Source organism: uncultured Maribacter sp. (assembly GCF_963977385.1).
Classification (GTDB): domain Bacteria; phylum Bacteroidota; class Bacteroidia; order Flavobacteriales; family Flavobacteriaceae; genus Maribacter.
Window position 1 is genome coordinate 47841 of sequence record NZ_CAXBOU010000017.1, and the last position, 19842, is coordinate 67682.

Sequence of the window (19842 nt, forward strand, 5' to 3'; positions counted from 1 at the left end):
AAAATTAAAAATGGCAAAAGATATAAGATTTGATATCGATGCAAGAGACGGTCTTAAAAGAGGCGTTGATGCGTTGGCAAATGCTGTAAAAGTAACATTAGGCCCAAAGGGTAGAAACGTAATTATCAGCAAATCATTTGGTGCTCCACAAGTAACTAAAGATGGTGTTACTGTTGCTAAAGAAATAGAATTAGCGGATCCATTAGAAAACATGGGTGCTCAAATGGTGAAGGAAGTTGCTTCTAAAACCAATGACCTTGCTGGTGATGGTACAACTACTGCAACAGTATTGGCTCAAGCAATCGTAAAAGAAGGTTTGAAGAATGTTGCTGCAGGTGCAAATCCTATGGATTTGAAAAGAGGTATTGACAAAGCCGTTGAAGCAATTGTTGCCGATTTAGCAAAACAAGCTAAAAAAGTAGGTGATTCTTCTGAGAAAATTAAGCAAGTAGCTTCTATTTCAGCTAACAATGACGAAACTATCGGTGAATTAATCGCTCAAGCTTTTGGCAAAGTAGGTAAAGAAGGTGTTATCACTGTAGAAGAAGCAAAAGGTACTGATACATACGTTGACGTTGTAGAAGGTATGCAATTTGATAGAGGTTACCTTTCACCATATTTTGTTACTGATTCTGAAAAGATGGTAGCGCAATTGGAAAATCCTTACATCTTATTGTTTGACAAGAAGATTTCTTCAATGAAAGATTTACTTCCTGTTTTGGAACCAGTTGCTCAATCAGGAAAACCTCTTTTAATTATTGCTGAAGATGTTGATGGTGAAGCATTAGCTACTTTAGTTGTAAACAAATTAAGAGGTTCTTTAAAAATTGCCGCTGTTAAGGCACCAGGATTTGGTGATCGTAGAAAAGCAATGTTAGAGGATATCGCAATATTAACTGGTGGTACTGTTATTTCTGAAGAAAGAGGATTCTCTTTAGATAACACTACACTTGATATGTTGGGTACTTGTGAAAAAGTACAAATCGACAAAGACAATACTACAATTGTAAACGGTGGTGGTGTTGCAAAAGATATCAAAACAAGAGTTAATCAGATAAAATCTCAAATCGAGACAACTACATCTGATTATGACAAAGAAAAACTTCAAGAGCGTTTAGCCAAATTGGCTGGTGGTGTTGCCGTACTTTATGTAGGTGCTGCATCTGAAGTTGAAATGAAAGAGAAAAAAGACCGTGTTGATGATGCTTTACATGCTACAAGAGCTGCAGTAGAAGAAGGTATCGTAGCAGGTGGTGGTGTTGCATTGGTAAGAGCTAAATCAGTTCTTTCTAAAGTAGCTACTGAGAACGAAGATGAAGCAACAGGTTTACAGATTGTAGCCCGCGCCATCGAAGCTCCTTTAAGAACTATTGTATCTAACGCTGGTGGTGAAGGTTCTGTAGTAATCGCAAAAATCTTAGAAGGAAAAGGAGATTTCGGTTATGATGCAAAATCAGAAACATACGTTGATATGATGAAAGCTGGTATCATTGACCCTGCTAAAGTAACTAGAGTAGCATTGGAAAATGCAGCTTCTGTTGCTGGTATGATCTTAACTACCGAATGTGCTTTGACTGACATTAAGGAAGACACTCCTGCTGGCCCACCAATGGGTGGCGGTATGCCAGGCATGATGTAGGTCGGCAGCGCCGACAGGCTATTATTAGCTTGTCTGCTTTTCTTACTAATATTAAAACCGCTCTTGAAAACTCAAGAGCGGTTTTTTTGTTGGTAAAAGTCATTTCTTACTAAAACCGCTGACTTTATAAAAATTGGTCATTCGTAGTTTCTCATATGTTTTCGGGCTATAATATTCTTATAATTTAAATAAAACCTCTAATTTCTATTGCTATAATTTCACATTATGAAATACATAAGAATATATATCTCCATTATAATACTCACTTTTATTTTTAGTTCTTTTATTCTCAATCCTAAACCAGAGAATGAAAATCAAACTCCCATTGTCGTGATGGGCTATTATGTACCAGAAAAAGAGTACCGTCCTGATCAACTCCCACTTAATCAATTAACACATATTATATTTTCTTTCACCAATATCATTGATGGTGAAATGAAATTCAGAGACCAACAAACCGGAGAAAAATTACAACAATTAGTTGCACAACGTCGATACCACCCCCATTTAAAAGTCATGATAGCTTGTGGTGGCTGGGGAGCTGATGGATTTTCTGACATGGCCCATACAGCAGAAAATAGAAGAAAATTCATTAAAAGCGTCGTAGCATTTAATGAAAAATACAAACTAGACGGTCTAGACATAGATTGGGAATATCCTTCAATACCGGCTGCAAGTACCAGAGCTAGGCCAGAAGACAAGCAAAACTTTACTATGCTAATGAAAGAATTGCGAGAGGCATTGAACGAACTAGAAAGAGAACAGGTCTTAACTTTTGCATCTGCAGGATGGAAACAATACTATGAAAATATAGAATTAAAAAAAGTAATGACCTATGTCGATTTCATGAACATCATGACGTATGACCTAGTTGGAGGAAATGCCCCTTTCACCGGACACCATACGGCTCTTGGGCTAATTGAGGATAAAGATATTCAAGGTACACCTGCATGGAAATATGCCGAACAACGCAAAGCAAATATGAAAAAGCACGATAATACCTACGAACCTAAATCAGTAGAAAAAATTATTTCTTATTGTATTGAAAATGGTGCTAAACCAGAACAACTCGTTATTGGCGCCGCATTTTATGGCCGCGCGTGGAAAGGAGTTCCATCCGAAAATAATGGTCTTTACCAATCAAATACAGGCGCCCATGAAGGCTGGAGCGGATACTCTCAGATTCGAAAAGAATATGAACCAAGTACTAATTACAAAAGATATTGGGACCCTATCGCAAAAGCACCCTATTTATATAGTAAGAAAGACAGTGTTTTTATTAGTTACGACGATACTGTATCAGTTAGGCTTAAAACAGAGTTTGTCATGAAAAAGAAACTAGGTGGAATAATGTTTTGGCAATTAGGAATTGACACTAAGGATAATAATAGTCTTTTGAATGCTATTTATGACACTTCATTAAAAAACTAAATTCTTTTTTCTTCAATTTTGAAGAATGCCCATTTCCTGAACTAATTTAAATGACAGCACAGATTCAATTTTTAAAAAAATAATTCAATCTTATTCCAATCTAGTGTTTATAAGATTGGTGTAAAACCACGTTACCAACAAAAAAACCACCTTCTTTTTACAAAAGGTGGTTTTCACGTCCAAGTGGTTAGCCTACTCGTAGACTATTACCAAACTACTTCTTCTTAGGAGCAGCTTTTGGAGCAGCCTTTTTACCAGCTTTTGCTGGAGAAGGCTTTGCAGCTGGTTTCCCTGCTGATTTTGCTTGTGCCATTAGTATCGAATTTAAAATAAATCTAGGCTAATGTATTTCAGATTTTGATTCGTGATAATCTCGTTGGCAAAAAATTAACTAAAAATTATTCAAGCCTTTTTTAACTGTAAAACACTCTTAATTAATTATCGCTTTTTCGACTACATTTTATGATTTAATCCATCATCTGAATTATCTTCTCTATACCTACAGCAGGGGTGAACACTGCTATAAGCCTCCTCCGTCGCCTTCAATTCTTTAGTGTCATGACCTACAGCAACAATAGCACTTTTAATCTTCATTGCATCGGTTTTACGCTCATCCATAATTATAGATAATTGATGCGATGGAATATCCCACATAGCGTATTTAACGCCTTTCACATTCAATGCCGCTTCTTCAATACGCTCTTTACACATGGCGCATTTACCATTAACATCGAAAGTCATTTTCTTGTTCTTATCTTGGGCATACGTTAATACCGCTATCAACATCATTGCGATTGACAAAATGGTTCTTTTCATATCTCTTTAAATTAGTAATTATTATTGAATTTTAAATCTAAATCCGCCATAAAACATTCTTCCCATTATTGGCGCGTAAACAATGGTAGTATCAAAATTAGGACCAAAAGGGTTATCTGCACCTAAAACCGGATTATTTTGTTGTTCTCCATTTAGGTTCTCCCCTCCTATATATATTTCAAACGTATTAGAAAATACTTTTGTTATTTGAGCATTCATAAGATTATATGGCGAAGAATATTCTCCTAATTGATATTGTATTGAATTAGAACTGGTATCAGGTAATCTCATTTTTCCTAAACTATGCAACGTATAATCAAATTTCCACTGCGAACCATTTTCTTTAGCCTCTGTTTCATAGCCTAAATTAATAAAAAAACGATGCTGCGCTTGTAATGGTTTTTGTAGGTTACCGCTAATATAATCGGTCGATACATCATAGAATTTATACGCCGTTCTAAAATTTAACCGAGTTAATAGTTCATAATTCATTTCAATTTGAAAACTATGGGCGCTACTCCTTCCTTCTAAATTATAAAATGAAACTTCTTGAGGGTTTTCCCAATCAACCACAATCTGATTTCTGAAATCGGTGATATAATAATCTACCGACACATCACCTTTTTTGTTTATAAAATTAAAACCTTGTAAAAAACTTACTCCGTAATTCCAAGCATCTTCTGGTTCTAGTCCGTAAACACTTCCCCCCGAATTCAATATTTTGATGTTCCTTGATGAAGCAAAAAGCTGTTGGTTTTCAGCAAATATATTTGCTGCTCTTTTACCCCGGCCGAACGAACCACGTAAACTTCCATTTTCCCATGGTGTATAGCGAATATGAAAACGTGGTGTTACAAAAGTTCCTAATCGATTATGATTATCAACACGAAGACCTGCGGTAAGACTCACTTTCTCCAAATTCTCATAGCTGTATTCTATAAAAGCACCTACAGAAGTATCTTCTCTAGAATAATCTGTAGTAGTTACCACCTCATCATAGCCATCATAAGCAAATGAAAGTCCTGTTTTAAATTTGTTTCTTGTATCGCCAATGATAGAATTAAAAAGCAAACTTGTAAAAATACTTTCGTGATTTATGTCATACGTTCTAAAACCAAAATACGAATCTTGTTTATGCAAACTATAGGCAGTCTGAAATCCGAAACTTTGAAATGGCAATTCCGGAAAAACATAGCCAAGTTTTAAAGAAGTATCAAAACGACGTGTATTGATTTCACTACCCCAAGAATTAGTGGTAAACTTATCCTTATTAGGGTTAAAATCTACTTGCCCTACTTGTTTTTCATCATTCAAAAAACGAACATTGAAAAAACTAACCCACCCTTTTTCTGGGTCTTGATACTGCCATCGGTTCATCACATTAATTTGGTCAGCAAGAGGAGAATCTAAAAATCCATCATTATTATTATCTTCTTTCTCCGTTCTCTTATTACCGTGAATATATAATCCGGTACTCAACTTGTCCGTAAGCTGTTTATTAAAATGTGTGTTTAGCTCATAACGACCATTTTCATTGGCATACCCATTTACAAAAACGGCATTATCAGTAAGAGGTTTAACCATTTCGGTATTTATTTGACCAGAAATACTTTCATAACCATTTACCACACTACCCGCCCCTTTGGTAATTTGAATACTCTCTATCCAAGTGCCTGGAGTAAATGTTAAACCGTATGCCTGAGAAGCACCACGAACCATAGGAATATTTTCTTGAGTAATCAATAAATACGGACTAGTTAAACCTAACATTTGAATTTGCTTGGTACCCGTTAAACCATCTGATAGATTTACATCTATAGCAGGGTTTGTCTCGAAACTTTCTGCAAGATTACAGCAGGCGGCCTTTAACAATTCTGCACTGTTAACTGTAATTACATTTTGCGGACTGAAATAGGTTTTCTGTATAGCATCTCGCTTTTGTTGCACCACAACTTCATCTAATTCATTCGAAGGTTTTAAAGCATGACGAATAGATCTAGGCTTATTTATAGTTAAGGTATCTGACTCAAAACCTACATAACTAATAATAAGCTTATTGAATTCCTTTTTATAGGGAATAGAGAATTTCCCATCAAAATCTGTAACTACTCCTGTTTGGGAATCTTGCCAATACACATTAGCACCAGAAAGACTCAAAGCATTTGAATCATTGGAGTCTAATATTACTCCATCCACTTGATCTTGAGACAAGACTAGCGTAGGCAATACTACAGCAACTAGTGCTATTATAATTTTATTCATCTATAATTTCTTATTGAATTTTATTAATCAATTTTAGCTGCCCGTAAACCCAATAAGCTAATTGGTGGTAATCGGAGGGCGTTGAGCCTCGTAAAAAGAATACCTATAAGGGTAATGGCTAAAAGCCAAGTTATATTTTTCATTGAATATTAGATTTGATTAAAAAATGTATGAACGCTATAAAGCGATGTATTACACGTTTTAAATCAAATCAAAAAAACTTGGTGAAGAATATTCAAATCCTCTGCTATTTTAGGCGGCGGATAAGAATCGCAAACAATATTCTTATCTGTAGTCTCTTGAAACAAGCCCAAATAAGAGGTTGTAAAGTAAATTAAGAATACTTGTTGAGAAAAATCAAAATTAGAAAAACCAAGATTTAAATTGTCTTGACCTTGTATAGTAAACACTTCATTATCGCAGCATTGCTTTTTCTCTATGGATGCATCACCCAATAAGGCTAAGCTAGCTTGCATACCACAATCATCTGCTTGACCGAACAAAGCTATATCCATAACTCGCCCCATACACAAATGCTTTTCAACTGTCCACGAAATTGTGGACAACAACAATAGCAACGCCATTGAAACAGAAAATAATTTATGAAACAAATTTTTCATGTTTACAAAAATAAGAATTATTTCACCCAACCCTTTTTAGTGTCAATTTTCTTAACGAATATTTAAGTACAACCTATTGTAAAAATAGGTTTTAAACTTCATTTTTGTACTTACTAAAATAGCCTAAGTATGTTTGATGATTTACGACCACTTATAAATTCTATAACAGATTCCAATAATACCACTGAATCAAAATTGCAGAAAATATGTGAATTACTAAAAAGTGAAATACCTCATTACGATTGGGTAGGGTTTTATTTTAAAAACGGAGATAAGAAAGAATTAAAGTTAGGTCCTTATGCTGGTGAACCTACAGACCACACCATTATACCTTTTGGAAAAGGAATTTGCGGCCAAGTTGCCGAAAGCAACAAAAACTTTGTAGTACCCGATGTACAGGCACAAGACAATTATATAGCTTGCAGCATTACGGTTAAAGCAGAAATAGTTGTTCCCCTATTCGTTAACGAAGAAAATATAGGGCAAATAGATATTGATTCTAACACTCCTAATCCTTTTACAAAGGCCGATGAGACCTTTTTAGAATTCGTAAATTTCGAAGTAGCTAAAATTCTTTAAAACTTTAGGCTTTTTGTTGATAACCCGAGGTGATTCTTAGCTGCAAAAAAATTACTTTTGCTTGCTTATTAAAACCTTATAAGCATCTTACAATGAGCAGTGTTAAAAAAGCGTCTTCAGCCTTAATATCAGTATTTCATAAAGATGGGTTAGAACCTATCGTAAAGAAATTTCAAGAATTAGGAATTACTATTTATTCTACCGGCGGAACGGAAAAATTCATTACCGATTTAGGAATCGAAGTTGTTCCTGTTGAAGATGTAACTAGCTACCCTTCTATTCTTGGAGGTAGAGTTAAGACCTTACACCCAAAAGTATTTGGAGGCATATTGAATAGACAAGACAATGAAAGTGATGTCGCTCAATTAGCCGAATTTGAAATTCCTCAAATAGATATCGTAATAGTTGATTTGTACCCGTTCGAAAAAACGGTTGCGAGTGGTGCTTCTGAACAAGATATCATTGAAAAAATAGATATTGGCGGAATTTCACTTATACGTGCAGCTGCAAAAAACTTTAAAGATGTTACCTGTGTTTCTTCTATGGAAGATTACGCGGATTTTCTTTCAGTTATATCAGAAAATGATGGAAATATAAGTCTAGAAGACAGAAAACGTTTTGCTGCTAAATCTTTTAACGTTTCTTCTCATTATGATACTGCTATTTTTAACTACTTCAATAAAAACCATGACATAGCAGCCCTTAAAGTAAGTGAGACCACAGGTAAGGTTTTACGTTATGGAGAGAATCCACATCAAAAAGGATTCTTCTTCGGGGATTTCGATGCTATGTTCTCCAAATTACATGGAAAAGAATTATCGTACAATAATCTATTAGATGTTGATGCAGCGGTAAATCTTATGTCAGAATTTAAAAACGATGCTCCAACATTTGCTATACTTAAACATAACAATGCTTGTGGTCTTTCTCAGAGAGACACCCTACATCAAGCGTATGTTGATGCTTTAGCCGGTGACCCGGTTTCAGCATTTGGCGGCGTTCTTATTAGCAACAAAGAAATTGACAAAGCAACTGCGGAAGAAATTCATAAATTGTTCTGCGAAGTAGTTATAGCACCAAGCTATAACCCTGAAGCTTTAGAGATTTTAAAAGGAAAGAAAAACAGAATTATTCTAATACAGAAAGCTGTTGAAATGCCAGAGATGTTGGTAAGAACATGTTTAAACGGTATGCTTCTTCAAGAAAAAGACCATAAAACAGATACCATTGCAGATCTAACAAATGCAACAAACACTAAGCCTTCTGAACAAGAATTAGAAGATTTGATATTTGCATCAAAACTATGCAAGCACACAAAATCGAACACTATAGTAATTGCAAAGAACAAACAACTTTGCGCGAGCGGTACCGGTCAAACAAGTAGAGTAGATGCTTTAAACCAAGCCATTCACAAAGCACAAACGTTTAATTTTGACTTGAAAGGTTCCGTAATGGCAAGTGATGCTTTCTTCCCTTTTCCTGATTGTGTTGAAATTGCAGACAAAGCAGGTATCACTAGTGTAATTCAGCCAGGTGGCTCAATTAAAGACCAATTAAGTGTTGATTATTGTAATGAACATAAAATTTCAATGGTGATGACCGGTACGCGTCATTTCAAGCATTAATTTCATTACTTTTGTCGATAAAACACACCCTTTTATCTAAAATATAAACATCACATATGGGATTTTTTGATTTCTTGACCGAGGAAATAGCTATAGATTTAGGTACAGCGAACACCCTTATTATACATAATGACAAGGTAGTTGTCGATAGCCCATCCATCGTTGCCAGAGATAGAATTAGTGGAAAAATTATTGCAGTTGGTAAAGAAGCCAACATGATGCAAGGTAAGACCCATGAAAATATAAAAACGATTAGACCATTGAAAGATGGTGTAATCGCAGATTTCGATGCTTCTGAAAAAATGTTGATGATGTTTATTAAAAACATTCCGGCATTAAAGAAAAAGTGGTTCCCACCTGCATTGCGATTGGTTATCTGTATTCCATCAGGTATTACTGAAGTTGAAATGCGTGCGGTAAAAGAATCTGCCGAAAGAGTAAACGGTAAAGAAGTTTATCTAATTCACGAGCCTATGGCTGCTGCTATTGGTATTGGTTTAGATATTATGCAACCTAAAGGAAATATGATTGTTGATATAGGTGGTGGTACTACTGAAATTGCAGTTATAGCATTAGGAGGTATTGTTTGTGATAAATCGGTAAAAATTGCAGGTGATGTATTTACCAATGATATTATATATTACATGCGTACACAACACAATCTTTATGTTGGTGAAAGCACAGCAGAAGCTATTAAGATTGAAATAGGCTCCGCAACAGAAGACCTACAGTCGCCGCCTGATGAAAAATCAGTACAGGGTCGTGATTTATTGACAGGCAAACCTAAGCAAGTTCAAATATCTTATAGAGAAATTGCAAAGGCATTAGATAAGTCTATTCTACGTGTTGAAGATGCTGTGATGGAAACGTTATCTCAAACACCCCCAGAATTGGCTGCTGATATTTATAACACTGGTATTTACCTTGCCGGCGGAGGTTCTATGTTACGCGGATTGGACAGAAGATTGTCGCAAAAAACTGACTTACCAGTATATATTGCAGAAGACCCATTACGTGCGGTGGTTCGTGGTACAGGTATAGCATTAAAAAATCTAGAACGTTATAAGAGCATATTAATCAAGTAAGTGAGCCGATATTAATTGGTTTATTTATTTGATGGTAAAATTTAGGGGTGAATGCAACAGATTATAAATTTTCTAATTAGGTACAAAACCTTTCTACTATACCTATTTCTGTTATTAATCTCCTTAATTTTTACGTTTCAGTCGCATTCTTATCATCAATCTAAATTTTTAAATTCTTCCAATTACATCACTGGAAGCATTTATTCATTTTCAGATAATATTTCTTCCTACTTCAACCTAAGGGAAGAAAACAATAGTTTGGTCGAAGAAAACAAAAGGCTTAGAGATAAACTTTTCAACACGCCTCAGCTTACAGCAGCAACTATTGATACCACTGCTATTGACTATGAAGTAATCAGAGGTAAGGTAATCAATAACAGCTATGCAGATCAACGTAATTATGTAACTATAAACAAAGGAAAGAAAGATAGCATTGCGCAAGATATGGGCGTAATTACAGACAAAGGTATCTTAGGTATTGTAGAAAATACCTCAGCCAACTTTTCAACCGTACAAAGTATCTTGAGCGAAAAATCGAATATCAATGCCAAAATCAAAAATTCGAATCATTTTGGTTCACTAGTTTGGGAAAATACACAAGATTATAATGTAGTTCAATTAATAGACATTCCTCGACTTGTACCCTTAACCATAGGCGACACTATTGTAACCGGAGCAATGAGTAGTATTTTTCCAGAGAATATTCCTATCGGCACTATCAAACGTTTCGACTTAGATAATTCAAAAAGTTTCTATTTTATTGATGTTGAATTATTTAATGACATGACCAATATTGGAAATATATATATCATTAAAAATTTGAACCGTAAAGAAGTTTTACAATTAGAAGCAGAAACAGAAGCCAATGATCAATAGTACTTTCTTTTTCAACGTACTCCGGTTTATACTATTGGTTCTAGTACAGGTACTCGTATTCAACAATTTAAATTTCTTCGGCTATATAAACCCACTGGTTTATATTCTGTTTCTATATTGGTACCCCATCAAACAAAATAGAGCTACATTTATAGTACTATGTTTTATTCTAGGGCTATTTGTAGATATATTCTCTGACACGCTTGCCATAAATGCTGCTGCTACCGTTACAATAGCTTATTTACGACCTACAATTATGCGTTTTGTTTTTGGCGTCAACTATGAATTTCAAAGTTTTAAGTTAAACAACAGTACTAAGGCACAACAATTTACATTTTTAGCGTTATTAATTATAATACATCACTTGGTATACTTTACGTTAGAAATTTTCAGCTTCGCGAATAGCTTGTTAATTTTACAAAAAACGCTTACAGTTGGTATCTCCACATTGATTTTATGCATATTATTCAGCACACTATTTAGCAGTAAAAAAGAATGAGAAAAATTCTTTTATCATCTATTATCATTGTTATCGCAATTACATTCTTGGGACGGCTATCCTATTTGCAAATTTTTAGCTTTTCCACAGATCACGTTTTGGAGGATCCGGCCATAAAAGCTATTTATGATTATCCTGAACGTGGATATATATATGATAGAAACGGAAACCTTTTAGTCGGTAACGACCCTGCTTACGATGTCATGGTTATCCCTCGAGAAGTAAAACCATTAGATACTCTTGAATTTTGCGGTCTATTAGGTATTGACAAAGAAAGATTCATAGAAAAACTCAGAAAGGCAAGAGTTTACTCTCCAAGATTACCTTCGGTTTTAGTACCACAATTGTCTAAGCAAGATTATGCCAAACTACAGGAGAAAATGCGTAAGTACAAAGGCTTTTATATTCAAAAACGGTCTTTACGCTATTATGACACCCCTAGTGCAGCCAATGTTCTTGGGTATATAAGTGAGGTAAATGAAGGTGACCTTGCCGTGAACAAATATTATGTTCAAGGAGAACTAAAAGGTAGAACCGGAGTAGAGCGCTATTACGAAGATTTATTAAGGGGAAGAAAAGGCGTACAATACATTCAAAAAGATAGATTCAATAGAGATATTGGCCCGTACAAAGAAGGAGCAATAGACACTTTACCTGAGCAAGGAAAGCAAATAAGTATCACTATCGACAAGACGCTACAAGAGTATGGTGAGCTATTAATGAATGGTAAAAGAGGTGGCATAGTCGCTTTAGAGCCTTCCACAGGTGAAATTCTATCTATGATTTCAGGCCCAACCTATGACCCCGCTCTATTGGTCGGTAGAGAACGTTCTAAAAATTACACCAAATTATATAACGACACTATAGCCAACCCTACTTGGGATCGCTCAATACACGCTCAACAGCCCCCTGGGTCACCTTTCAAAACCCTTAATGCACTTATTGCACTACAAGAAGGTGTACTGGATGAATCAAGCACTATTCAATGTTATCATGGATTTTATGTTGGTAAGACAAAAAGAGGTTGTCACTGTGGTGGTGGTATGCGTGATATGAATAAAGGAATCTACATGTCTTGCAACGCTTATTTTGCAGGTACTTTTCGTAAAATATTTGAACATTTTGATACTACGGATGAAGCGATGGACGTTTGGGAAAAGCACATGCGTAGCTTTGGTCTTGGCGATTACCTTGGCTATGATTTGCCTTTTGGTCAAAAAGGTAGAATACCAAACAAAGAATATTATGACAAATGGTATGGAGATAACCGATGGAGTTCTTCCTATATCATTTCCAATTCTATTGGCCAGGGTGAAATATTGGCGACACCTATTCAATTAGCCAACATGACAGCCGCCATTGCGAATAGAGGTCATTATTTTACACCGCATATCTTAAAGAAAATTGAAGGTAAAGATATTACAGAACCAAAATTTACCGAAGCTAAACACACCACAATAGACCCGAAATATTTCGAACCTGTTGTTCGAGGTATGGCAGATGTATACACAAAAGGTACTGCATCTCGCTTGCAAATTCCAGGTATTGAAATGGCAGGCAAAACGGGTACTGCAGAAAATTTCACTAAAATAGACGGGGTACGTACTCAATTAACAGATCATTCTGTTTTTGTAGCGTTTGCACCAGTAGATAATCCTAAAATTGCAATTGCCGTATATATCGAAAATGGATATTTCGGCTCTAGATATGCTGGCCATATTGCTTCTCTTATGATAGAGAAATATTTGAAAGGGGAAATAACCAGAAAGGATTTAGAAAAAAGAATGCTTGAAAAAACGTTAGAAGCAGAATATGCAAAACCCTACAGTGGGGAGGAGTTTAAAATAAACGAGCGTGTCTGGTAGAAGTATTCTAAAACGTATAGATTGGCTAAGTGTTTTCATCTATTTCGCACTTGTTCTTATTGGTTGGATTAATATTTACTCCAGTACATTTACTGACGAGCACAGCTCTATTTTTGATTTCGGAACACTTTATGGCAAACAACTATTTTTTATTGGAGTCAGTCTAATAACAATAGTTATCATACTTGCCCTTGAAGTAAACTTTTACGAACGATTCTCAAGTCTTCTTTACATACTTTCAATGGTCTCGCTCTTAGGGCTTTTTGTTTTTGGCAAAACCATAGCTGGCGCAACCTCATGGTATGACCTCGGTTTTTTCAATCTACAACCTTCTGAATTAGCGAAAGTTGCAACTGCATTGGCTCTTGCTAAATACCTTAGTGATATTCAAACAGATATTAAACGAAGAAAGGATCAGTTATATGCATTGTTGATTATACTTATACCTGCGTTATTGATAATACCACAACCGGATCCCGGTAGTGCCCTTGTGTTCTTTGCACTTATTTTTGTAATATTCAGAGAAGGCCTACCCCTTTTCTATTTGGCAATTATCGTAAGTCTGATACTTATATTTGTTACCACCTTAATGTTCGGCACTATTTGGCTTGTTATAGGTTTGGTATTACTAATTATACTTTTATTTGGGTTAAAACGAAAAACTCTTAAAATTCCTGTTATTCCGCTTACTTTTATTAGTGTAGCGGTCATTCTCTTTTCTTTATCTGTAAATTTTGTTTTTAACAATGTATTCGAACAACGCCACCGAGATCGTTTTGGCTTGTGGTTACGACTTGAAAAAGACCCAAATAAATTAGAACAGATAAGAAAAACAATAGGCTACAACACCTATCAATCAGAAAAAGCAATTGAATCTGGCGGATTTTTTGGTAAAGGTTTTTTAGAAGGGACAAGAACTAAGGGTGATTTCGTGCCTGAACAGCATACGGATTATATTTTCAGTACCGTTGGTGAAGAATGGGGCTTCTTAGGAACTGCCACGGTGATTATCCTATTTACAATACTTTTTCTAAGACTTATTTCTCTCGCAGAAAGGCAGAAAAATGCTTTTGCCCGAATGTATGGCTACGGTGTTATCTCCATTCTTTTAATTCACTACTTTATAAATATAGGTATGGTAATAGGCATATTACCTACTATTGGTATTCCGCTACCTTTTTTTAGTTATGGTGGGTCAGGTTTATTATTCTTTACTATTTTACTATTTATTTTCCTACGACTAGATACAAATCGATTAAAGGAGAGTTTCTAAAATTTAAAACCAGAAGCGTTATTTTGTTTTTCAAAAGCATCTTGGTCTTTTAGGGGTAAACTTTCAAAAAAATCAATACCCGTCTCTTTTTCAATATCATCAATGGAAACAATAAAACTACGAAGCTGTGAAGATTGAGGCTTATTAGGTATTAAAAAAGATATCGTAATTAGTTGATTACCCTTTTTACGAGCTATAATTTTATAAAAATCATCTGGCACATCTACATCCTCCTGTCCAATTTCTTCCAATCCATTCTCCAACACTCCACCGGTAAAAATATATAGTGTTCCATATTTCTTTGCCCAACGCCTTGTTTGCTGTTCTAAATCGTTCCATATACCTGCATTAAACTCTCTATCCTGCGGACTTATATTACTTGTGTAGAAAGTTTCATTATATGCTTGCAAAGAGAATCTACGGTCACCTGCAGGTACCAAATGGCCGCGGTCATACCCTGATCCTTTATAATTTTTATAATCTGCAGATTTAGATGAAACAAAAGGATCTTCTATAAAATAAGGTCGTTTTCTATCATCATAGGTCAGGTGCTTTTTATCAAGTATATATGCCACCCATTCTGCCTGTTCAAAAGGTTCATTATAGGATAATGTAAAATAAGAATGGTCAACGATTTCACCAGTAGTTGATGAGGGTAAAAGTTCTTTTGGGAAATTATTCGAGTCTGCACCTGTATCATTATTTGAATAAGTTGCAGGCGTATAAAAATTCTCGAATAGCCAAAAACCTATTACACAAACAAGAATTAAAATACTATAAACAGTTCCATTCTTTTTACGGTATGTCATACGCCAAAATTACCGTAATTTTGTAAGATATACAGGAATTAATCGACCAATAAACCTAGTATAAAAAGGTCTAAACGAAAGAAAAATTATGATACTTACTTGGAAAGATGTAATTCATTTTTCGGTGAATGGTAACCCTGAGCCTGATAAAAGAATAGAAAAAACAGAACAGGAATGGAAAGATATTCTTACTCCTGAACAATTTAGAATCGCTCGCAAAAAAGGAACAGAAGCTCCGCATTCAGGCGCACTATGCACTTCTCATGAAGCTGGCAAATATGAATGTATTTGCTGTGGCACTTCTTTGTTCGATTCAACTATTAAGTTTGAGTCTGGCACGGGCTGGCCTAGTTTTACACAGCCAATTAAAGAAAATGCTATTAAATACCACAAAGATGATTCTTTTGGGATGGTTCGCGTTGAAGTTATGTGCAATACATGTGATGCTCATTTAGGACATGTTTTTCCTGACGGACCAGAACCTAGTGGCTTACGCTATTGTATAAATTCAGAATCGATGCAATTAGAAAAGGAGGATGCAAATGGCTAATACTAATTTTGAAGTTGCCACAGTAGGTGGTGGGTGTTTTTGGTGTACCGAAGCGGTCTTTCAAGAAGTAAAGGGTATTAAAAAAGTTGTTTCTGGTTATACTGGCGGAAAAGCCCCCGGAAGACCAACATATAGAGAAATCTGTTCTGGACTCACTGGCCATGCCGAAGTAGTTCAGGTGACTTTTGATCCTAAGATAATATCTTATGAAGATATACTAATAATCTTTATGACTACACATGACCCTACTTCATTAAACCGACAAGGTGCCGATGCAGGTACCCAGTATCGTTCTGTGATATATTATCATGATAATATTCAGGAAAGTAAAGCTAAGATGGTATTAGAAGAAATGACAGCACTCTATGATAAACCTATTGTCACTGAACTAAGCCCAATAGGTGTTTTTTACGATGCGGAAGATGATCATCAAGATTACTACAAGAATAATTCTCAGCAGGGTTATTGCCAAGTTGTAATTAACCCCAAATTAGCGAAGCTTAGAAAGTTTCATTCTGATAAATTAAAGTAGATAAATAAATTTGAATCCTAAAAAGCCACTGCATTTAGAAACCAAAGAAAAACGAGGTAAAAAAATGAGACAGGTTAGCGAATATCTTCCCCAAGTGTAAAGAAATCATTCAAACGAACAAAATACAAGGGATAAAGGACAGGTATACTGCTGACCACATAGAGATTTCCATTAAAACTGCTGAGTCATAAATACGCATTACCCACACTATAATCGGAGAAACTTCTAAAGAAGATTACTCGAAATTATTTTAAGCTTTAACAGCGGGTAACAAATATCTCTTTTCTTAGCAACTATCTTTATAAGTAAATAGTTTTAAACTTTTCTGTTTATAATAAATTTCAATATTGAAAAAAATATTAAGCTTTTATTTGCTTAACTAGGTACTCAAAAATGTCTCTATTCCTACGTCATTATGAACGCACGACCGTTTATTGACCTATATTAAAATCATGTAATACATGACACAAAAATCAGCTTCATATAAAATATTAAAAACCGAACTAAGGCTTCCTTGCGGTGCTATTCTTAAAAACAGGCTTGCAAAATCTCCTATGTCCGATTCTCTTGGTGATGGCGAAGGCAATCCTACAGAAGCTCAAATACGACTTTATGAAAGATGGGCAGAAGGTGAAATTGGAATATCATTTATTGGTGAGGTACAAATAGATCCGCGCTTTCCAGAAAAACCAGGAAATTTGGTTCTTGGAAAACAATCTAGCACTAAAATATTAAAGCAACTAACTAGCAGAGCTACAATTAATGGAGCTCATTTATGGGCACAATTAGGACATGCAGGTGCTCTTTCTCATTTACCAATTAGTAAACCAAAAGGTCCATCAGCTTTAGATATTAATGGTCTAACCTGTGCAGGTATGACTATCGAAAATATTCAAGAATTAATACCCATGTACGCAAGAGCAGCATTGAATGCAAAAAAAATGGGTTTTAGCGGTGTTCATATCCATGCAGGACATGGTTTTCTATTAAGTCAATTCCTTTCTCCTTTATTTAACCATAGGACTGATGAATATGGCGGCTCTATTGAAGCTCGATCACGTATTATTCTAGAAATAATAGTAGCAATAAGAAATGCTGTTGGCCCGGCGTTTCCTGTTGGTATTCGTATCAATTCAACAGATTAATTAATTGGCGGGCTAACAGAAGCTGATGCCTTGGATGTTGTTCGGTTAATAGATAAAACATCAATAGACCTTATTGATATTAGTGGAGGAACCTACTTTCCCGGTGCTGAGTCTAGCTCTGAAGGTTCTAAAGAAGGCCCTTATTTTATAGATTTTGCCAAACTAGCTAAAGAGATTACGGAAATACCACTAATGGTAACTGGTGGTTTTAAAAGAAAAGATCAAGCAGTTAATGCCATAGCTAGTGGTGCTGTAGACATAATAAGTATGGGACGCGCAATGGCTATTAACCCTAAACTTGCCAAAACTTGGTTGAGTGGAGAGGATTATGATCCTGTTTTCCCAAGATTTAAAGATGTCATTCCTGGAGGAATAACAGCTTGGTACACTATGAGACTTATTGCATTAGGCGAAGATAAAGAGAATGATTTTGAATTAGACCTGCCAACAGCCATTCAGAAGTATGAACAACGGGATGCACAACGTTGCGGACGATGGTTGAAGAAATTTTCTTCTTTAAATTCCTAAATTGTTTTTCTTTTGCCAATTGTAATTATGTTTTTTTTTGAAAAGTAATAGTTAATAATTAAAATAAAGAGTCAAAATTCTATTCTCTGCACTATTCAATGGAGAAACTATAACCCAACCTGCGTCCGAATCTTCAATTTTTTCTATCTCAACTTGGCCCCATTCGTTTAATGTTTTCTTGTCCAATTTGGATATAGACGGTACAAAAATTATAGTTACAGCATTACTCTTATTGTCTTCTTTCCATGTCATTGTGAACTGGCGGGAATCAAAATTATTACTATAACTAATTAATTCGCCATTTACATATGCCGGGTACACACGGTTAAGAATTTGCTTAAAATATTCAGAATTTTCAGTACCTGGGTTATAAGACCAATAAGCGTTCCCAAAAAGATGTTTTTCTATCAGCTTTACAGCATTTTTTGCTGCTGGGACCATGCTCATGGAACTGCCGGATAAAGCGCCCCATTCCCCCAACCATACAGGCATTTTTAGTTGCTCCCCTTTTTTGCTGATTTGACCATAAATATAGGACACCCTTTCATTTGAGGCCATTGCCACTGCCTCGGTATCAGTCACCAAATCGTAGCCATGTGGTGCATAAGCAAGCAATGGATCTGGAGAACCATCGGACAGAGTAACCCGTTCTATACTACTACCCACACCCGTATTACTAAAATAGCTATGTTCTAGAAATAGGATATGTTTTTTATCCACTTCTCTAATAGCACTTGCTACTTTCTGATACATATTTTGTAAAGAGGTGGTTTCAAATTCCTTGTTCAGTTCAAAAAGTCGACTAAACACAAAGTGATAGTTATCCTTGTCAGACAAAATTTCAAGTGCTTCGATCCTTTTATTTTCGTCTTCCCACATAGTTGTCAATTGTTCCTCATCCAAAGCTTCCCCTGTCAACGAATAATGTAGTTCACCATAAGCGCTTAGCAAAATATTGGTCGATTCCAAAGCCGTAGACCCAGGAAAAGGCTCATTCATAATGTCGTACCCTATAACTGTTGAATTGTCTGCATAACGCTCTGCTAAGTGCCGCCACAACGCGGCATAATGGTCTTGAATACCTATACCATCACTGGCGGGTTTGTTCGACCAAAAATTATCGAAAGAAGTTTGGACCGCCTCACTCATCATATATGCATCGCTCCATATGGCCCCGGTAGTATGCGGTTTCCCCTCATCTAAAGTAGCCCATTCTGGGGCTCCATCGGAATATTTTACACTATATAGATCCTGGTGCATATCCAAAACTACAAATAAGTTATTCTTTTCAGCAAGTGCTATACACTTATCAATTTCTTTTAAATAGTCTTCATTATAAATTCCCGGCTCCGGCTCCAACCTATCCCAAATAACAATAAACCGTATACAGTTCACCCCCCATTTTGAAAGGTTTTCATACAGTTCTGGACCACTCTGAAAAATATAGCCCTCATCCTTATTCTTGTTGACAATATTTATTCCATTTAAAATAACCTGTCGACCACTATCATCAACAAAATGACTCCCGTTGACTGTTATGGTTTTAGGGAATTTTTTTTCGCCCAATGTTATCGGATTGTCATTGTTCTTACAAGCCATAAAAAAGATCCCGAGCAACATTATTGTCACGGAGACAATCCTAATTTTCTCTTTCATTTCAAATCCTCATTTTATTTTCATTTCAATCCCTAACCTTACCATTTAATTA

The 19842-nt window shown here is 35.6% G+C and carries 16 protein-coding genes and 1 pseudogene; 12 read left to right on the forward strand and 5 right to left on the reverse strand.

Features of this window, described 5'->3' with window-relative positions; all coding sequences use genetic code 11:
- The first annotated feature begins 10 nt into the window (after positions 1-10).
- On the forward strand, positions 11-1639 hold the full coding sequence (groL, locus tag AAC084_RS16455) for a chaperonin GroEL (RefSeq protein WP_339841312.1): 1629 nt from the start codon (positions 11-13) through the stop codon (positions 1637-1639).
- 225 nt (positions 1640-1864) lie between these two features.
- Positions 1865-3070: a glycoside hydrolase family 18 protein gene (locus AAC084_RS16460; RefSeq protein WP_339841313.1), complete on the forward strand. Its 1206-nt coding sequence runs from the start codon at positions 1865-1867 to the stop codon at positions 3068-3070.
- Positions 3071-3523: 453 nt separating this feature from the next.
- Here the strand turns inward: AAC084_RS16460 and AAC084_RS16465 are convergent, their stop codons facing one another.
- From AAC084_RS16465 to AAC084_RS16475, 3 genes are all read right to left on the reverse strand, one after another.
- The gene (locus AAC084_RS16465; RefSeq protein ID WP_339841314.1) at positions 3524-3886 is read right to left on the reverse strand and encodes a heavy-metal-associated domain-containing protein; all 363 of its coding nucleotides are present in this window, start codon (positions 3884-3886) and stop codon (positions 3524-3526) included.
- A gap of 21 nt (positions 3887-3907) precedes the next feature.
- A complete protein-coding gene (locus AAC084_RS16470; protein ID WP_339841315.1) occupies positions 3908-6148 on the reverse strand; it encodes a TonB-dependent receptor in 2241 nt (746 codons plus the stop codon).
- A 206-nt stretch (positions 6149-6354) separates the two neighbouring features.
- Positions 6355-6768, reverse strand: coding sequence for a hypothetical protein (locus AAC084_RS16475; RefSeq protein WP_339841316.1), 414 nt, complete (start codon positions 6766-6768; stop codon positions 6355-6357).
- A gap of 129 nt (positions 6769-6897) precedes the next feature.
- Between AAC084_RS16475 and AAC084_RS16480 the strand changes: the two genes are divergently transcribed.
- The 7 genes from AAC084_RS16480 (at position 6898) to rodA (ending at position 14570) form a co-directional block, all read left to right on the forward strand.
- Positions 6898-7347 (forward strand): GAF domain-containing protein, encoded by a 450-nt coding sequence (locus AAC084_RS16480; protein WP_339841317.1) that lies wholly within the window; start codon positions 6898-6900, stop codon positions 7345-7347.
- Between the two features lie 92 nt (positions 7348-7439).
- Positions 7440-8972: a bifunctional phosphoribosylaminoimidazolecarboxamide formyltransferase/IMP cyclohydrolase gene (gene purH, locus AAC084_RS16485; protein ID WP_339841318.1), complete on the forward strand. Its 1533-nt coding sequence runs from the start codon at positions 7440-7442 to the stop codon at positions 8970-8972.
- A 56-nt stretch (positions 8973-9028) separates the two neighbouring features.
- Positions 9029-10057, forward strand: coding sequence for a rod shape-determining protein (locus AAC084_RS16490; RefSeq protein ID WP_027066022.1), 1029 nt, complete (start codon positions 9029-9031; stop codon positions 10055-10057).
- Between the two features lie 51 nt (positions 10058-10108).
- Positions 10109-10933 carry a rod shape-determining protein MreC gene (mreC, locus tag AAC084_RS16495; protein ID WP_339841320.1) on the forward strand — a complete coding sequence of 275 codons (825 nt, stop codon included), beginning with the start codon at positions 10109-10111 and terminating at the stop codon, positions 10931-10933.
- Positions 10923-11432, forward strand: a complete 510-nt coding sequence (mreD, locus tag AAC084_RS16500; RefSeq protein ID WP_339841321.1) for a rod shape-determining protein MreD — start codon at positions 10923-10925, stop codon at positions 11430-11432. The genes mreC and mreD overlap by 11 nt, the downstream gene beginning before the upstream one ends.
- A complete protein-coding gene (gene mrdA, locus AAC084_RS16505; RefSeq protein ID WP_339841322.1) occupies positions 11429-13297 on the forward strand; it encodes a penicillin-binding protein 2 in 1869 nt (622 codons plus the stop codon). The genes mreD and mrdA overlap by 4 nt, the downstream gene beginning before the upstream one ends.
- A complete protein-coding gene (rodA, locus tag AAC084_RS16510; protein ID WP_339841323.1) occupies positions 13287-14570 on the forward strand; it encodes a rod shape-determining protein RodA in 1284 nt (427 codons plus the stop codon). Before mrdA ends, rodA begins: the two co-directional genes overlap by 11 nt.
- Here the strand turns inward: rodA and AAC084_RS16515 are convergent.
- Positions 14567-15379, reverse strand: a complete 813-nt coding sequence (locus AAC084_RS16515; protein WP_339841324.1) for a DNA/RNA non-specific endonuclease — start codon at positions 15377-15379, stop codon at positions 14567-14569. The two genes, rodA and AAC084_RS16515, sit on opposite strands and share 4 nt — an antisense overlap.
- A gap of 91 nt (positions 15380-15470) precedes the next feature.
- On the opposite strand from AAC084_RS16515, the gene msrB reads away from it, so the two are divergent.
- From msrB to AAC084_RS16530, 3 genes and pseudogenes are all read left to right on the forward strand, one after another.
- Entirely contained in the window at positions 15471-15929 is a 459-nt protein-coding gene (msrB, locus tag AAC084_RS16520) for a peptide-methionine (R)-S-oxide reductase MsrB (protein WP_339841380.1), read from the forward strand.
- Positions 15922-16461: a peptide-methionine (S)-S-oxide reductase MsrA gene (gene msrA, locus AAC084_RS16525; RefSeq protein WP_339841325.1), complete on the forward strand. Its 540-nt coding sequence runs from the start codon at positions 15922-15924 to the stop codon at positions 16459-16461. Before msrB ends, msrA begins: the two co-directional genes overlap by 8 nt.
- Before the next feature lie 461 nt (positions 16462-16922).
- Positions 16923-18134: pseudogene (locus tag AAC084_RS16530) on the forward strand (NADH:flavin oxidoreductase/NADH oxidase family protein).
- A gap of 51 nt (positions 18135-18185) precedes the next feature.
- On the opposite strand, the gene AAC084_RS16535 reads toward AAC084_RS16530, so the two are convergent.
- Positions 18186-19790: a cellulase family glycosylhydrolase gene (locus AAC084_RS16535; protein WP_339841326.1), complete on the reverse strand. Its 1605-nt coding sequence runs from the start codon at positions 19788-19790 to the stop codon at positions 18186-18188.
- Between the last annotated feature and the right edge of the window lie 52 nt (positions 19791-19842).

Excerpts from the sequence above, each read along its gene's own strand:
- mreC (WP_339841320.1), top strand. The coding sequence starts at position 10,109 with ATGCAACAGATTATAAATTTTCTAATTAGGTACAAAACCTTTCTACTA.
- purH (WP_339841318.1), top strand. The coding sequence starts at position 7,440 with ATGAGCAGTGTTAAAAAAGCGTCTTCAGCCTTAATATCAGTATTTCAT.
- AAC084_RS16460 (WP_339841313.1), top strand. The coding sequence starts at position 1,865 with ATGAAATACATAAGAATATATATCTCCATTATAATACTCACTTTTATT.
- AAC084_RS16490 (WP_027066022.1), top strand. The coding sequence starts at position 9,029 with ATGGGATTTTTTGATTTCTTGACCGAGGAAATAGCTATAGATTTAGGT.
- AAC084_RS16475 (WP_339841316.1), bottom strand. The coding sequence starts at position 6,768 with ATGAAAAATTTGTTTCATAAATTATTTTCTGTTTCAATGGCGTTGCTA.
- AAC084_RS16515 (WP_339841324.1), bottom strand. The coding sequence starts at position 15,379 with ATGACATACCGTAAAAAGAATGGAACTGTTTATAGTATTTTAATTCTT.
- mrdA (WP_339841322.1), top strand. The coding sequence starts at position 11,429 with ATGAGAAAAATTCTTTTATCATCTATTATCATTGTTATCGCAATTACA.
- AAC084_RS16480 (WP_339841317.1), top strand. The coding sequence starts at position 6,898 with ATGTTTGATGATTTACGACCACTTATAAATTCTATAACAGATTCCAAT.
- groL (WP_339841312.1), top strand. The coding sequence starts at position 11 with ATGGCAAAAGATATAAGATTTGATATCGATGCAAGAGACGGTCTTAAA.
- AAC084_RS16465 (WP_339841314.1), bottom strand. The coding sequence starts at position 3,886 with ATGAAAAGAACCATTTTGTCAATCGCAATGATGTTGATAGCGGTATTA.
- AAC084_RS16470 (WP_339841315.1), bottom strand. The coding sequence starts at position 6,148 with ATGAATAAAATTATAATAGCACTAGTTGCTGTAGTATTGCCTACGCTA.
- mreD (WP_339841321.1), top strand. The coding sequence starts at position 10,923 with ATGATCAATAGTACTTTCTTTTTCAACGTACTCCGGTTTATACTATTG.
- AAC084_RS16535 (WP_339841326.1), bottom strand. The coding sequence starts at position 19,790 with ATGAAAGAGAAAATTAGGATTGTCTCCGTGACAATAATGTTGCTCGGG.
- msrA (WP_339841325.1), top strand. The coding sequence starts at position 15,922 with ATGGCTAATACTAATTTTGAAGTTGCCACAGTAGGTGGTGGGTGTTTT.